At 55.8% G+C, this 15281-nt stretch carries 9 protein-coding genes and 1 pseudogene; 5 read left to right on the top strand and 5 right to left on the bottom strand.

Annotated features, from left to right (window positions below; all coding sequences use genetic code 11):
* Positions 1-125: 125 nt before the first annotated feature.
* Together AYJ54_RS22530 and AYJ54_RS22525 are read right to left on the bottom strand one after the other, a co-directional pair.
* Positions 126-527: a hypothetical protein gene (locus AYJ54_RS22530; RefSeq protein WP_063676413.1), complete on the bottom strand. Its 402-nt coding sequence runs from the start codon at positions 525-527 to the stop codon at positions 126-128.
* Positions 528-597: 70 nt separating this feature from the next.
* Entirely contained in the window at positions 598-1572 is a 975-nt protein-coding gene (locus AYJ54_RS22525; protein WP_161491217.1) for a caspase family protein, read from the bottom strand.
* A 350-nt stretch (positions 1573-1922) separates the two neighbouring features.
* On the opposite strand from AYJ54_RS22525, the pseudogene AYJ54_RS47595 reads away from it, so the two are divergent.
* Positions 1923-2916: pseudogene (locus AYJ54_RS47595) on the top strand (AAA family ATPase); the annotation flags it as partial.
* On the opposite strand, the gene AYJ54_RS54030 reads toward AYJ54_RS47595, so the two are convergent.
* The gene (locus AYJ54_RS54030; RefSeq protein WP_063702303.1) at positions 2873-3691 is read right to left on the bottom strand and encodes a RolB family protein; all 819 of its coding nucleotides are present in this window, start codon (positions 3689-3691) and stop codon (positions 2873-2875) included. The pseudogene AYJ54_RS47595 and the gene AYJ54_RS54030 sit on opposite strands and share 44 nt — an antisense overlap.
* Before the next feature lie 567 nt (positions 3692-4258).
* Here AYJ54_RS54030 and AYJ54_RS22505 point away from each other — a divergent pair.
* The 3 genes from AYJ54_RS22505 (at position 4259) to AYJ54_RS22495 (ending at position 9343) form a co-directional block, all read left to right on the top strand.
* Positions 4259-5941, top strand: coding sequence for an alpha,alpha-trehalose-phosphate synthase (UDP-forming) (locus AYJ54_RS22505; protein WP_063702300.1), 1683 nt, complete (start codon positions 4259-4261; stop codon positions 5939-5941).
* A gap of 1012 nt (positions 5942-6953) precedes the next feature.
* A complete protein-coding gene (locus tag AYJ54_RS49620) occupies positions 6954-7601 on the top strand; it encodes a RolB family protein (RefSeq protein WP_136623866.1) in 648 nt (215 codons plus the stop codon).
* Positions 7602-8671: 1070 nt separating this feature from the next.
* Positions 8672-9343 carry a RolB family protein gene (locus AYJ54_RS22495; protein ID WP_063702296.1) on the top strand — a complete coding sequence of 224 codons (672 nt, stop codon included), beginning with the start codon at positions 8672-8674 and terminating at the stop codon, positions 9341-9343.
* 540 nt (positions 9344-9883) lie between these two features.
* Here the strand turns inward: AYJ54_RS22495 and AYJ54_RS22490 are convergent.
* Both AYJ54_RS22490 and AYJ54_RS49615 read right to left on the bottom strand, forming a co-directional pair.
* On the bottom strand, positions 9884-10474 hold the full coding sequence (locus AYJ54_RS22490; protein WP_063702295.1) for a RolB family protein: 591 nt from the start codon (positions 10472-10474) through the stop codon (positions 9884-9886).
* Positions 10475-13000: 2526 nt separating this feature from the next.
* Complete coding sequence (locus tag AYJ54_RS49615) at positions 13001-13240, bottom strand: hypothetical protein (RefSeq protein ID WP_136623865.1); 240 nt, start codon at positions 13238-13240, stop codon at positions 13001-13003.
* A gap of 890 nt (positions 13241-14130) precedes the next feature.
* Between AYJ54_RS49615 and AYJ54_RS22475 the strand changes: the two genes are divergently transcribed.
* A protein-coding gene (locus AYJ54_RS22475) for an IS3 family transposase (protein WP_136623864.1) occupies positions 14131-15266 on the top strand; the annotation gives its coding sequence in 2 pieces (ribosomal slippage) (positions 14131-14389 and positions 14389-15266; 1137 coding nt in all).
* The last annotated feature ends 15 nt before the right edge of the window (positions 15267-15281 follow it).

The raw sequence follows: 15281 nt of genomic DNA, 5'->3' as shown, positions 1-15281 counted from the left end.
AGAGAGGTATGCAGAGATGCCTACATCCAAACGGAAGCCAGCTTTTCCCATGGACCTCGATTTTGCTTTTTCGTGGGATAGGCTGGATGAGCTTCCTCCTGAAAAACTCATCCAGCTCAACACCCTCAGCCCGGCTGGTGGTCTTTCATTGCCCCCCTGACTACCGAGCCAATTACGGGAGCGAGCTCGCGCGCAATGCGGAAGGCGAAACCGGCCAGACCCTTGTCAACTGCGCCGGGCTGCTCGCCGTTTATCGTTGTAACCATTGATGCGATCGCTGGAACTAGGATCGCATGGTCAATCCCGAGCATCTCTTGTCCGGCAGCGGCCGGACGGTTGGCCAAGCCACGCGCGATGGACGCGCGGCCCCCGAGCGGAGCTTTGTCGAGTGGGCCGGGCGGCTCAATCGCGATCTCTCCGGACAGGGAGCCGATCGCGGGAGTCAAAATACTGAAAAGAAGCCGCCCGACCTCATCGTTCTTATTCGCTACATTAAGTAGAAGTGGAATGAGCGTTCGTTCGTCCATTGATGATCCTCCAGTTAATAAGGGTATGGTACGTGTCGTACTGGCATGTTGGGAGGTCGATTGTGGCTTGCTAGTCCGCGACATCCTTAGGCGCCAAGTCTATGAACGAACGGAAGCGTATGCCGGCCGGAAGCTCGGGTTCTTTTAGAAGAGGAGTTTGGGTAAGCCCGATACTCTGGATCGTTGAGGCCGTGGCTCGTATGAGTTCAACCAACGTTGCTCCCACGCCAATCTTCTTCAAAGAACGGAGCAGGGCAAACGTGAAGGCCGACTTCCCCTCGGTTGATGCGGTGCTCGCGGTCGCCGTTTCCGTTTCTCTGCAGGCGGACAGAAGTACGCCCTTTATCTGCACGCGCCCGATCTTGTCCGGTGGCGGCGCAGACGCGATATCCTGGAAGTCGATCGCGGGATCAAGAGCAGTGGCGATAGGGGAAGAACTACGGATCAAGGCTGGTCCGCCAAAACGTCTGATTGCGTGTGCGCCGGCTTGCGATGGGAGGTGATCGACACACTGGCCCGGACGCGTGTATGCCTTGACCTTGGCCTCTTGAGCTATGCCGAAATGTTTGCACATCGGAGCCATTGAGCGTTTATCGAGCCCACCCGAGAAGCAGCAGTCCATAACGAGCGTAAGCGTTCCCGGCGGCAAAGCTTGCGTCATTTGACTGATCGCGTCATCGAAAAGAAATCCGTCATAGAGAACAACGCATTCTTTGATGACACCGTCTCTCAATTCATTCGATCCGTGACCGGAAAAGAAGAAAACCAACCGATCGTCCGGCGTTGCCCCAGCGATTAGCTGCCGTAGCGTGGCTGATACATGGGCTAGGGTGGCCTCGGAATCGACAAGTCGGACGATCTCATCGAATGCGTAATCCTCTTGGAGGACCTCCACGAAGGCATTGACGTCGTTGATACAGCTCGGAAGGTTATTGGCACTGCTCTGATAGTCGTTAATCCCCGCGACTAAGGCTCGGCGTCGAGGTCGAATGACGGCATCATTCCTGTAGTTCGCTACGGATGCATTCTTCTGATGCTCAAGCATAAAAGTCCTGGTAACCCGCGTCATTGACCGTCTAGCGTCTGCAAGAAATCAATACGAAGGATCAGAAGAAGCAGGCGTGAAACTCACGTGAAAAGCACCGTAGCCATCTATTGATGGCGCGTGAGCTGAGCCCCGCGATTCCCAAAAAAAAACGGGTTGAATCCGTCATATGGTGAGTTGAGGCCGGCAAACCGGAGCTTTGTTCGGCAGAGCTTTCGCTTCCGCATTCCATTGGCTGGAGGAGCGCAACAACGATGCATGCCTCAAGAATCCGGGCGTCCAGAAGGGCATTCTTCCTGAAGAAGGGCCATTGCAGGATTGCGGCGGCAGACATCTGCCGCAAGGCCGGGATCAGCCGTGCATTCGATTCGACTGGAGACGGACTGCTCCCAATGATGCGCGCGGCGCGCGACGTGTGGGAAGCGGCAGGGTATCGCGTCATTGGCGCGGTGCCTGCCGGCACGGCCACTGAGGCCCTGTCGAGCGCAGCGAGGATCCTTTCGTGTACGTTGTCGTCGTGGGAGCTGCGCTGGCAGAACGGCCGTGACGCCCTCTATGGGCGGACCGTCATGGTGATCGACGAGGCCGGCATGATCGCCTCGCGGCAAATGGCGACCTTCGTGGAAACCGCATCCCGGAGTGAAAACTCGTCCTGGTCAGTGATCCCGACCAGCTTCAGCCAATTGAAGCGGGTGCCGCCTCACGGTCGATGGCCGAGCGCATCGGCTATGCCGAGCTCGTGACGATCTATCGCCAGCACGCGCAATGGATGCGGGACGCTTCGCTTGATCTCGCGCGAGGGTGCATCGCCGATGCCTCCCTGCCTATCGCGCCCACGGCCGCATTCTCGGCTCCGAGCTCAAGGCCCAGGCGATCGACAACCTGGTCGCGGACTGAAACCGCGATTATGATTCGGCGCAGACCTCGCTGATCCTCGCACATCTGCGCCCCGATGTGCGCGCCCTCAACGATCTGGCGCGCGGCAAGCTGATCGAGCGCGGCCTCCTCAGGGAGGACATGCGTTCCGGACCGCGGACGGCGAGCTCCGCTTTGCCGTCGGCGATCAGATCGTGCTCCTGCAGAACGAGAGCTCGCCCGGGGCATGATCGGCAAGGTCGTCGAAGCCAAGCTCAGGCGCTTCATCGCCGAGATTGGCGAGGCGGGCAGCGCCAGCGGGTCGAGGTCGATCAGCGGTTCTACGCCCACGTCGATCACGGCTACGCCACGACCATTCATAGGTCCCAGGTCGCGACCGTCGACCGGGTGAAAGTGCTGGCGAGCCTCTCGCTCGACCGCCACCTTACCTATGTCGCGATGACTCGGCATCGCGAGGACGTGGCGCTCTCGTTGTCGGCCCTAAAGTCTGTAGATCATTGATCGTGAGCGGCTTCGATCTGTTCCTCATCGGGGCGGACTGTTTGGGCTGACCTTCCGCGGGTTGGCTGGAGCGGGTGACGATCGTCCTCAGGCGTGCTTCGCGATCACGTCTGCGTCGAGAGCGCGATCGGATGTGCTGCGTGCTCGCCCGTCCGTAAGCCACGATATCAAAGCGGCGACCATCTTTGGGGTGTGTCCAAATGGTTCCGTCTTCATGCTCGAAGCAGTCGGTGGAAGAGATGGCGATGAAGTGTTTAATGTCTCCCCGGGTGACCATGTCGTATCCACGCTTGTGGTACTTCCTTTTGATACTGTTAGCAGTAGTAGACGTCCACGTATACGGCGGCGTTGTGAGGGCCATCACCTCGTCCTCACCGAGAGTATCTGGAATGTCCTCGAGCCTCTGATTTCTGGCGCACGCCTCTGCAGCCTCGACCGTCAGATAGACGTACAAGGGGGAGATTTCAGGATCGATGCACTCCATCTGCTCGTCAACTGGAGAGTCATTCATACACGGTTCGGTTTCGAATTCCTTGAACGCCCCCGGAGGAAACTGAGAATCTTCACTCTCTTGAACCGTTGCGACCCACTTCTGTTGCCAGGTTAGAAGTTGCCGGGTGAATTCCCGGTAGTGTTCGAATGCCCTGCCTAGCGCCGCCTCCAAAGCGGATCGATCTCCCACATCCGCTAAATCGACGCTTTTAAACGTGGGGCGCTCATAGGCTGGCCAGCTATCGGCCATAATGAAAGAGGATGTGCAGAATAGATATGAAGAGAAGCGGGGTCGTTTGGAATGATGGAAGGGGAAAGCAAATGGCGTATATAAAGATAGCAATAGAGCTCCTCAGTTGCTCCATCGGTTTATAGCGACAATGTCGATTTCAGCCAGCGTCGACATTGACCGTGACCTGCCCCTGATTCTTCATCGAGCCTCCTATTGAGCCACAGTGACAGATCGTGACACGATCCAATTAGCCGATGCGTTCCGTCAGTAATTTACCTTTTCGACGGGCAATAAGACCAATGAAGATCAATAGCACGTTCAACTTCTCGAAGGGTCACCCGACAGTTTTGCCTCCAATTGAGACCCTTCCAATCATGCAGTTGGAGTGCGCAGCAGCTATCTGCGAAACATTATCTCGGCCATTTCGAGCTCCCTTTCAGCCATTTGGTAGATTGCGACTTCCAAATCTCCCCTAGCGAAGCTCGTCCCGCCTCGGCCATAGGATCTCTCTCTTAAGAGGAGAGCCGCCATCGGGGCAATCCGAGTCGCGCTGGGACGAGAAGCGCCCCGTTGGAATAGCAACAGATGGACCAACCCTCCTTTGACCAGCCCTTGAGCGAGACGCGGCTAGCGCGAGCGCAGCAAACCGATCCAGGCCCCTCCCGCCGTGGCGGCTCTGCCCAGGAGGGGCAGCGGATCGACACGGCGGCCCTGTGGCCAATTGGGAAACTTGTCATCGTTTCGAACCGCGTTGCCGCGGCCGATCCGGATGAACCCAAGGCGGGCGGTCTCGCCGCTGCCCTTGAGTCCGTCGTGAATCGCCTCGGCGCGGTCTGGATGGGGTCCTCGGGCAACGTGGGCTATGGTAGTGAGTACACGACGGTCTGCGAGCAGCGCGGCAGGGGCCAAGTGATGATGCTCGATCTGCCGGCCACGCATTATAGTGGGTACTACCAGCATTTTGCGAATTCGATTCTCTGGCCGGCGTTGCATTCGCTAGCCGAGCGGATCATCCCGTGCTCGGAAGAGCACTATGATAGCTATTGCCAAGTCAACGCCTTCGTGGCGAAAGCGCTGGCGGGCCTTGGGAATCGGAAGGCGTTCTGGGTACATGACTATCATTTCCTCCCGCTTGGCAAAGAGCTGCGTAAGCTCGGTGTCAACCGAGCCACCGGCTTCTTCCTGCATACGCCATGGCCGACGCCTGACGTGATACAGCAAGTGCCGCACTATGACGCACTGGTGGACTCGATGCTTTGGTACGACCTAGTCGGCTTCCAGACCTATAGGGATCTGAGCAATTTCCTTGCCTGTGCGCATGCCTATTGCGAGATAGTTGAATCTAAGAATGGTGTCGTACGGTCTAACCAAGGCCTGACGCGATGCCGAAAGTTTCCAATTGGAGTCGACCCGAAGCAGCTCGCAGCAGATGCCGTGAAATCGCTCGCGAAATACAAGACGGAAATCTCGTCGGTGCAGGAGAAACTGCATGGCGCGACGCTTGCAATCGGTGTCGACCGGCTTGATTATACCAAGGGGATCGACAACCGGATCAAAGCTTTCGATCTCCTATTGGCAGACGATCCGCACCGCGTCTCGCTGTTGCAGATCGCGACCCCTTCGCGCACCGATGTCCCAATGTACGAAAAATATGGTGCCTATATCGAGAGTTTGGTCGACGACATCAATCGCGATCATCGCGCGGACGACGGCTGGGAGCCGATCTTGTATAGGAAGGGCAATCTCCCTCAGGCTCAACTTGCGGGTCTCTATCGCGCTGCGCGCGTTGGTGTGGTGACGCCGTTGCGTGACGGCATGAATCTGGTGGCGAAAGAATATGTCGCTGCGCAAGATCCGAACGATCCGGGTGTGCTAGTGTTGTCGAAGCGTGCAGGAGCGGCCGAAGACTTCGACGAAAACGAGGCTTTGCTCGTCGATCCGACCGATCCTAGAGCCATCGCCGGTGCGATTTCTAGGGCGGTGAACATGCCGCGAGAGGAACGTCTCGCGCGCTGGCGATCGATGATGAACAAGCTACTCGAATATACGATCCACGACTGGTCCGACGCTTTCATTCGAGAGCTGTACAAGGGTCAAGGCGCTCGATGGAGGGCGAGACTCTCTCGATTCGCGTTTTCGGTTTGCTGCGGGCCCAACGTGGCCCTCCAACGGGAGACGCGACTTAGTCAATCTCTGGCCCCGCCCTGTCGCGCTCCGCGCGTGCCGCCGCAATCGGCGACTGAATATCGGGCGGAGGCTGATCTGTAGTCTCGCTCACGCCTGGCACTCAAGTTGATTCGTGAGCTGTTGTGGGAGACCGCAGCAAGACATGATCCAATTGGTCACTGGGATTACGAAGTTGCGGCCCGCCGGGCACTGTCGTGGGCACGCCGTTTGCGGCGCGATACGCCGGCTTCTCCTGGACCTCGTCTGCTCGCGAACAGCTCGCCCTTCTGTTGAGATTACGAGCTGCCTTTCATCTGCGTTGTTGAAATGTTGTATGTCGTATGCCGTTATGCGGCAATCGAATTTTTATTAAATAAGGCTCATTAGATAAACTGTTTCGAGATTGCACGGTCTTAAGGCTTTGCCAGTTGCATGCCATACATCTGTTTGAACGTGACTGGAAAACATAATCGAAAATAATCCAAACAATACCAAACACGGTCGATAATCAATTAGTCCATAACGAAGGGAAACAGGCGGAACGAGCCTGACGCACCGCTTGCCGGCCGGTTGAACCCGGTGTCGTTTCGATCTGTTCAAGAAAAGAGCGCCTAGTCGCATAATTCATGCACGGATGACAAAGAAAGTCGTCGTCTGATTCTACAGCTACAGCCGCGCGTCGTGCGCTAGTCATACGCCTTGGGAGGGCAGCAGGGCATCATTAAGACAATCATTACATTTGGCTACGCTGCGTAGCTAGATCGCTTTCCAGTGTGCCTTCGTCGGTTGCGATTTGGCCCCCTATAGGACCGACGTTGAAATGCAACGAGAGCCGTGTAACGAGAGCCATGTGAAGTCTTGTCAGGGTTTAATTGGCGCTGAAAGGGAAGCGCCGTAAGAAACGTGTACAGATCAGCGCAGTCGGGTGGCTTTTGAGGAAACGCAAAGTGTTCGTCTCTTAGCGCGATGATGGTGACAACTGAGGGATGTCATCCGTTGCCCTATTTAGCCCCCACATCTTGTTCCGCGTTCACTCAAAGCTTCCTAGAAGATCCTTCACGGTCATCTTCCATCTTCTCCATTCTGTCATTCCGTTTCCCTTTGTGATCGTACGATGACTGACCTCCCCCGAGCTTTTGAGCGGCCGCACTACATTGGTGTAAACTTCTCTCAGAGGACCCTTCCATCTACGCTAACAGCAAGGTTAGCCAACGCGATTAATCAGTATCGTGGTTTCCTTGAATCGCTGCTGGCCCGGCAGCAGCGCTGGGTTGTCTCTGTGAGGGGCGCTTGGTTATTTGCTCTCGAAAATGGGGAGATCTCTTACGATCACTTGCTAGAGTTCTCCCGCTTTCCATGCATGAATGATCCAAGGAGCGGCATCTTAGAACAAATAACCCGGAACCCAGATGGAACGCCCGCTGTTCTGTATGTTTACACTACAAATGATGCCGCACGCGCGTGTCTTTGCGCGGGAAGCTTAGAATTTATTCCGCAGAACATGCGCTTTAGAGGTGCGGATGGTCGACAAAGACTGGTGGCGGTGGACATCCGGCCGGATAGCGGGGATTTCTCTATTGAAACAATAGTGGAAAAATACCGGTCAGCTGGATGTACTCAAATTCAGAATGAGCAGATCGAACGCTGCCTTGTTATCGCCCGCACCGATTGGTTCAGTTACGATGCGCAGAAGGGCTTGTTCGACCGTGCTGGCTTTGACACATTTGATGTGTTGGCCATCACGCAGGTGATCACCTGCTGACCGCTTGAGTTGTGCGCTGGCTGACGCGGGTGCCGTCCGGAGAGTGGTTGGAATTCGCCGTGGCGCGATCTGGAGGACCACCCGGGAATGCTCGGCGCCACCAGCATGCGGGCAGTGTCCGCTTAGGGGGAGCCGCGCTGGGGCACTCGCCCCGCGAATGCTAGACCGGTCTACTACATTGCGAGAACTCTTTGCCGATTCCAAACGGGCGTTCAGGCGGCAAACTTCGACGCCGTGCCGAAAGATTCCACTGTTGCGACTTCGACGGCCGGCATGGGTCCTCCGCGTCGAGACCAAAGAGGCCTGGCCCGGGATGCGCGCCGCGCAGCAACTCGCAGCAGGGGAGCGCACCACGTAGAGTCTCAAGCGGGCCGAAGTGCAGCGCGTGACGCAGCGCCAGCGACAGACCCTGAAATGAGTTGGGCCCGTGCGGCGATATCGACTTGCTGACCACACAGAGCGGCGACGCTCTTTATGAGCGGGCTTAAGCCCCCGGCGCACAGTCCGCGCCGGATGTAGCCGCGGTCGAAGGCGCATTCGAACTGCGCCGTATCCGGCGGGCAGACGATTGAGATCGCCCACGACGACCGCGCGATCCGATGGTCCTTCGCCGGTATTAGACCACAGAAATGACGCGGATTCGATAGAGAGAGCGGCCTCGCCGAGTTGCCCTCTAGGACACGTCACTTTCGCGTTTCAATCCCGACAAGCACCTGTTCCGAAACGCATGAGTTGTCTCTTGAGATTGCGATTGGCCGCCGAAGCGTCGTGCGGCAGCAATGTGCCATATGAGGCGCGTTGTCTGGATCGGGCGCCATCCTGTCTGGCATTAGCGGCGCATTGTGATCGACAGTGACGATCCTTTAAGCGTTTTGAGGGGGCAGTTAGATTACCACTGCGTCCAAGAGGCAGACTCTTTGCCGTTTCGCAAAAGCCAACTTACCGTGCTGATAGGGAACTGAGGCCGACGCCTACGACGAGACCCCAGCCTGGTTTCGCTTATTTAAGCCTCAGCACTCAGCTCCCCCACAGCACTTCATTTCCAGCGGATTCTTCTGCGATATGTCATCATGCCTCTCGTCGCGTTTCGCCGTCCAATTTTTGGAACTCTGGATCTCATCTCCGCAACCGACGGAGATACATTGAAATGTCATCTAGCAACACAGCTAGTTAGATATGAAGAGTTCATGAATGACGTCCTGCTTCCCGCGCAACGCGGTTGGCTTGAGCTTGCGCAGGCTTGCGGGCTCGAAGCCGACTCCGCCGCACAACTTGCGACCCATCCGTGCACGGATCATTCAAACAGCAGCAATCGGTTCGAGCAGATCGAAACCACGGTGACTTCAACTGGTCGGTGGACGGTGCGCCAGTTACTTTACATCTACGTTCCGAAAGAGGTCGGGCAAGCATGTCAGAAAGGGCAAAGCCTTGATCCCATTCCGATTTACATGCGGGTGTTGGATCACGACGGTCGCCGCAAGATGCTAGCAGTGGACATCCCACCGTATGCGGCGAATACCTCTGTAGAGGAGGTAGTGAAAACGTATCGCTCAGCTGAGTGCCTTTCGGTCGAAGCCAAAGATATTGCTTGTTGCCTCGTTATCGCCAAATCCGATTGGACCCGATATGACCAGCAGAAAGGAGTGTTTATACGCGATGAGCTTGGATCGTTTGATGTGGTAGCAATTGCGCCAGTGCTACTTCCCAGCACTCTGCCCGAGGTTGCGAGCGATGACGACTAGGGCGCGGCGCTGGTCATTGAAGTGTTTGTTTCGGGTGTGTGTTATGTGTTCGCTTTCATTTAATGTGTCTCATTTGTTTGTAATGTGTCCGACGCGGAGTCGCGTCTGTTCTCGTGGCATTTTCTTACATTCAATAAAGAGCTCCGCTTTAGTTTAAGTACGTGTAAGCGAGCGTAATCGCAACTTAATGAGACCTATCTTTCAAGCAAAATAGTTCTGATAACCTTGAAGCAACTGGGCGCGGGGCTTACCCGCGCAGTGTGCGCATGGGAGTCTCTGCGCCCAGGCGCGCGATGTTTTCATGATGTTATTGACAGAGGCTCCGAACGAAGGGAAATCAGTAGCACTACTATTTTAGCGCGAAGTCTACGAAAAATTATTCTCTCGATCACGTTGAGGCAATTAGAAAACACAACAACGACTATAATGAAGATAACATAAGGATGTCATCGAGGAGGCGGACAACCCGCACCCCCATGAGAACAACCGACGACAAACACGAAATACCCATGACAGATCAAGCTCGGCCCCAGCAATCTTCTAAGTAAACATCACCGGCACATCAGCGATTATGTCATATGGAATACGGCAGCGACGATAGACGTCTCCATTAGCAGTCATCAGGTTCGTCTGGGGAATGACGAGGCAACGCTTGATATCGTCAGTGTTCACCCGATCGCATCCAAGTTGTCGGTAAATTGCCACTATGGCTCGCTTGGATGCTGCAAGGACATTCGGCGGAATCCCCACTGCAACGACTTGTCTCTCACCGTCCCCAGAGCACATGTAATCTGGAATGGGCTGCAGCGACTGCTGTTCCAAACAACTATTTGCAGCTTCTTCCGGCAGATAGACGTACAGCACGCGGGTCTCAATCTGCTCTAGGACATCACCCTGCGCCGGATCATTCATGCAGGGATATGACTCGAACTCACTTAGTACAGCACCGGCAACGCTACATCCTTGATCGCGCGCCATGTTAACCCATGTGCGCTGAGCCGGCAGCAGGGTTTCGATGATGAACCTATGATAACGCTCCAGTTGACCCCAAGTGTAAGTCAAGACATGCGGCCCCATATTGTACTTTTTGAAACCAAAGATGGGACGCTCAAAGAGGGGAAGATCAGCCATGGGGGGAATGGCGGTAGGTGGAGTAACGGCGATGCGTGAGATGGAATTTGGCTTTGCGCTGTGAGTGATCAAGAGAAACGATAGGGTTTAAATAGAGCAGATGCTGGGCTTGTTCGCTGAGAGCCACCGACGCGCTTTATTGGAGTTGAACTTAACAATTCGCGAGCGGTGCCGAATGTTGGCCTTTGCAGACCCCAAGACGTTGCGTCCTGCTGGACTGCTAGAAAATGATAGGCCAATGAAATAACCGTAGACGAACGGCCGTACACAGTCGTTTTGAATCGAAAGGTCATTTTCCAATCACATCGGCTCGCCTCTTGCAGGGGCTTATTCGTAAAACTTATCTAATCAACGTTCAGCGACGTCGCATCTCCGATTGAGGGCCGTGTTAACCCGAAAGCGCTGCGACGCTAGCAAGATCTGGCGCTGGTAATCATCGTAACGACGCACTTGGGTCGTGATATGATTCATCACGAGTGACCCGAGAGCCCGATGAAACAAAGCCGGGGCGCTCAAAGCGGGGGAGATCAGCCATCGCAGTAAACGACAGAAATCTTTGATCCGTGGAAGTTGCTTGGCTGTGGCAAGTGATCAACAAATTGAGACGTCGAGCTCATATAGTTGGTCTTTCCTTACGTCAGTCCATGTGCAAAATCGTCGTAACATTTCGGCGCAACGGCGATCTTTCGAAGACATAAGGCGATCGTGCTGAACAAGGACGATGGAAATCGACGGAAATAATAGCTCTTCCATTGCCGACCCCCTTGAACATCCAATCGTCACGAACTGCCCTTGGTATTGTCCATTGGACGACAATGACCTGCGAAGCCTAGAAGCGCGGCTCTATCCTGCTTGAACAGCCACACTCCGATAGCTTTTCAAGCAGGTATTTTCGTTCAATGAATGCGTCCCCTTGATCTATGGTGGCAGCAGGGGGAGTTTGAAGCTCAGTCGAAGCGCCGCTGGGAGGCGCTCATGCAACGACCGCAGATGGCGGCCGCGAAATGCCGCCCGATTTTGCGACATCGAGCTTAGTTAGAGAGTGCACCTCTCTTGACGGTACCACGGCGGCAAGCGTCGTGAGATCCAAGACAGCGCGCGGGCAAGTGCGGGCACATCGGCGACGTTCGTGCGAAACCGCTGGATCGGGTCGTTAGTCGGCTTCGATGAGCGACGAGTGCTGATCGACGAGATCTCTCTCTCGCAGCGATGCTCACTGCGCAGCGCCACTTTCAAATCGGCTTGGCGCTGCAGCCGCGCAACTCACCCACCCTAACGTAACAACTGAAAACAGAAATCTGCATGGTGTGAGCCTCCTCGGGATTGGGGTCGTACGCGTGCCTGCTCTTCGCGCCGACTACATCCGCCATACTCCCGCGAGTGCAACCATTGCGAAGTCCTGGCAAAGTACTGCGATTTGGAATGTAACGACATTTCTACCGGCAACACTGAGAAATGTCTGGTTATTCTCGAACCGACTTCTTTCGGAGCAAAAGGGGCATGACTTTTGGACCCGTCGGTACTTTGGCAAGTTTGATATGTTGGCTGCCTGTAGCAAACACACCTTCGAATTGATCTTCATGGTTGAGACGCGCGCTTGCTCTTAATGTGCTGTTGGGGGTGCTTTGGTTTCAGGGCGGTGACTTATCACTAGTGTTCTACGTTTTTCGTTCGCAACTGACCTGCCACAACGTCTTGGCTGGTTCGCAAGGTCGAGCGGCTCGTTTTCCAAGCGCGGAGACGCGCTTTCGAGATACGCCAACCGATTGCAGGCTCTCTCGATGTCCGGCCACGCGAATGCGGCACGCATGCTAACAAGACGCGACAATTCGCTGCATGGTACTGGCCCCAGATCCAGCGTGCCACAGGAGCTGTGGAGACTGGTGAGCTCGGGGGAGACCAGCGAACGGTAGGCACGGAACAGGGGCAAATCACGGGCGTCGACTGCGAATCTGACCTTATGGCCTAATTCGCACCTTCCGTGTCTTGCACCAAATATGCGGAAGAACCGCCAGAAGCCGCCGAACCTGATCGCTGTCCTTCGCCGCCGCGCCAACCGGCGCACCTCAACCGCTGTCAAATCCGTCCGAACCGCAATCGGCTGGCCCATGGCAACTCCCGTTGCCATGTTGAATCATCGACCCGCTGATTTGGAAAGCCCCCTAGAGTCAGCACCTGGGCGGATTGGTATTAAACCCAACTTGTGCTTCGCAAGCCCGTGCCAAATACACCGTATATGACCTAATAAGATCAAATGCGCTAACTCGCTTAATCGAGAGTCGGAATATTGATAGCGTGCAATAGTGCGAAGGAGGGGATTAAAAGAAAAGGGTTACAACGACGGAGCAACAGTCGTACCAATAGTTGCTTGACTTATTTCATTTTTATCAATTCACAATACAGCAAACCCGCCGCCATGACGGGTGATAGGTGTAGCGAGCTACACTCGTAAGGTGAACAAAGTTCAAAAGACAATAAACCGACCAAACGCAACACCACCTAATGCCAGGCCAGACAGCGACTTGATCACTCGTCGTCATCGTCGTTGTCGTTGTCGTCCTCGCTGTTGTCCTCGCTGTTGTCCTCGTTGTTGTCATCGTTGTTGTCCTCGTTGTTGTCCTCGTCGTCCTCGTCGTCCTCGTTGTTGTCCTCGTCGTCCTCGTCGTCCTCCTCCCGTATCGCGCGCCCCCAAGAGACAACGTCGATGTTACTCTCGTCGGGCGCGTCGCTGCGGATGGCAACGAACCAGGTATACCCATTATCCATGCACCACCCCGGCGCCTCAGCCGGATGCGTAGTCGATCTCACCTTCGTGGTGCCAGTAAGGCTGCCAGTCTGGACACACATACGTGCATCCGCCTGACTCATATAGAAGTACGTGAGGTCAACATCTTGCCCAAGATGGCCTTCGTATAATTCCCAGCGGTTGGCGATGGCGTTCGCCAGCGAGGCGGTATCGTCAACAGTGACTGGATCGCCAGCGTCCCACGACATCGAGAGAGAAGAAGAGACTGGAAATGAGATCAAAGCGAAGGTAATTAGGTTTGTGAGTAAGTTAAGGAGCCAAACGGGATCAAGTTTTATAAGCGAAGAGTGGCCTGTGCTGGCGATTGGGGGCACTCTTCCTTATTGGACCGGATTTTGGACGGTGACATTTGATGATCATTCGGAAAAGGCTAGACATTTTCCATATCGGCCCGCAGTGATCCACGAAATGATGCGGCAACTTCTGCATTGCGACTGCCATCGTCTGTCCTTATCCAAAAAGCGAAATCCTTTCGCCTCACCAAGGGTCGATATCCATCGTGAGCGCATCGACACACAAAGTGCCCCTTTGCAGAATCGTAGAGCGATTTCAGCATTATCGCCCCTTGCTTTCATCAACTCGTGAAAGGGCGCGCGTTGACTAGACCAATAGAGTTTAGCCCTTGGGAAATACAGATGGTTCTCGTGGGTCCTTCTCGTAAGACTTCTTGGCCTTGTGGGAAGGCGCGGTTCGCGCCGAATGGAAATTCCAAACGCCGCTATCACTTTAACTCACCGAGGCCCGAAGGGCGACAACGTTGCATAGAGCTGGCTCCGGAAATCTGGACAGGGCGATAAGTGGAGTTTCTGCCTGACGGCGGGCAAGATTGTCCCGCGAATCAGGAGAGACGATGAGCAGACGAGCCCGCCGGCACCACGCACCGGCATTCAAGGCCAAGGTAGCGTTAGCCGCAATCAAGGGCGAGATGACGCTGGCCCAGCTGGCTGAGCATTTCGACGTGCACCCGAACCAGATCACGCAGTGGAAGTCCCAGCTTCAGGAAGCGGCGGCCGAGGTATTTGGTGCTGGCGGTGGCAACAGAACGAGCGAGCCGGCGGTGGACGTGAAAACGCTGCACGCCAAGATCGGGGAGCTGACGCTGGAGAACGATTTTTTAGAAGGCGCGCTCAGCAAAGCCGGTCTGCTGAGCGCAAAGCGATGATCGACCGTGAGCACGGCCTGCCGATCACGAAACAGGCGGAAGTTTTGAAGATCAGCCGTGGCAGTGTCTATTATCTACCACGTCCGGTGTCGCCCGCCGACCTCGCGATCATGCGCCGGCTCGACCGGCTGCACCTGGAGTTTCCTTTCGCCGGTTCGCGAATGTTGCGAGACCTGCTGGCTGCCGAGGGGTGCAAGATCGGCCGCCGGCATGTCAAAACGCTGATGCGGCGGATGGGGATAGAGGCGCTCTACCGCCGTCCGCGCACCACCAAACCCGAACCCGGGCACAAGATCTATCCGTATCTGCTGCGCGGGATCGAGATCACACGACCGAACCAGGTCTGGGCAATGGACATCACCTACATCCCGATGGCGCGCGGCTTCGTCTATCTCGCGGTGGTGCTTGACTGGTTCAGCCGCAGGGTGCTGTCGTGGCGCGTCTCGATCACGATGGAAGCCGCATTCTGCGTCGAGACGCTGGAGGATGCTCTTGCTTGCCACGGCAAGCCGGAAATCTTCAACACCGACCAAGGCTCGCAGTTCACGGGCGCCGCGTTCACCGGCGTGCTCGCCAGTCAGGGCATCGCCATCAGCATGGACGGCCGGGGCGCCTGGCGCGACAATGTGTTCGTCGAGCGGCTGTGGCGCAGTGTCAAATATGAGGAGGCCTATCTGCGCGCCTACGACACCGTGTCCGACGCCCGCGCCTCGATCGGCCGATACCTCGACTTTTACAATGGCCGGCGCCCCCACTCGAGCCTTGACCGCGGCACCCCGGATCAAGCTTACTTCAACCCGCTGCCGTTCCGCGCGGCAGCCTAACTCTGGCAGAAGCTC

Origin of the sequence: Bradyrhizobium centrolobii (assembly GCF_001641635.1) — a bacterium.
GTDB classification, from domain to species: Bacteria; Pseudomonadota; Alphaproteobacteria; order Rhizobiales; family Xanthobacteraceae; genus Bradyrhizobium; species Bradyrhizobium centrolobii.
The sequence above is the reverse complement of the archived record's forward strand: the minus strand, read 5'-3'. Positions and strand labels throughout refer to the sequence as shown.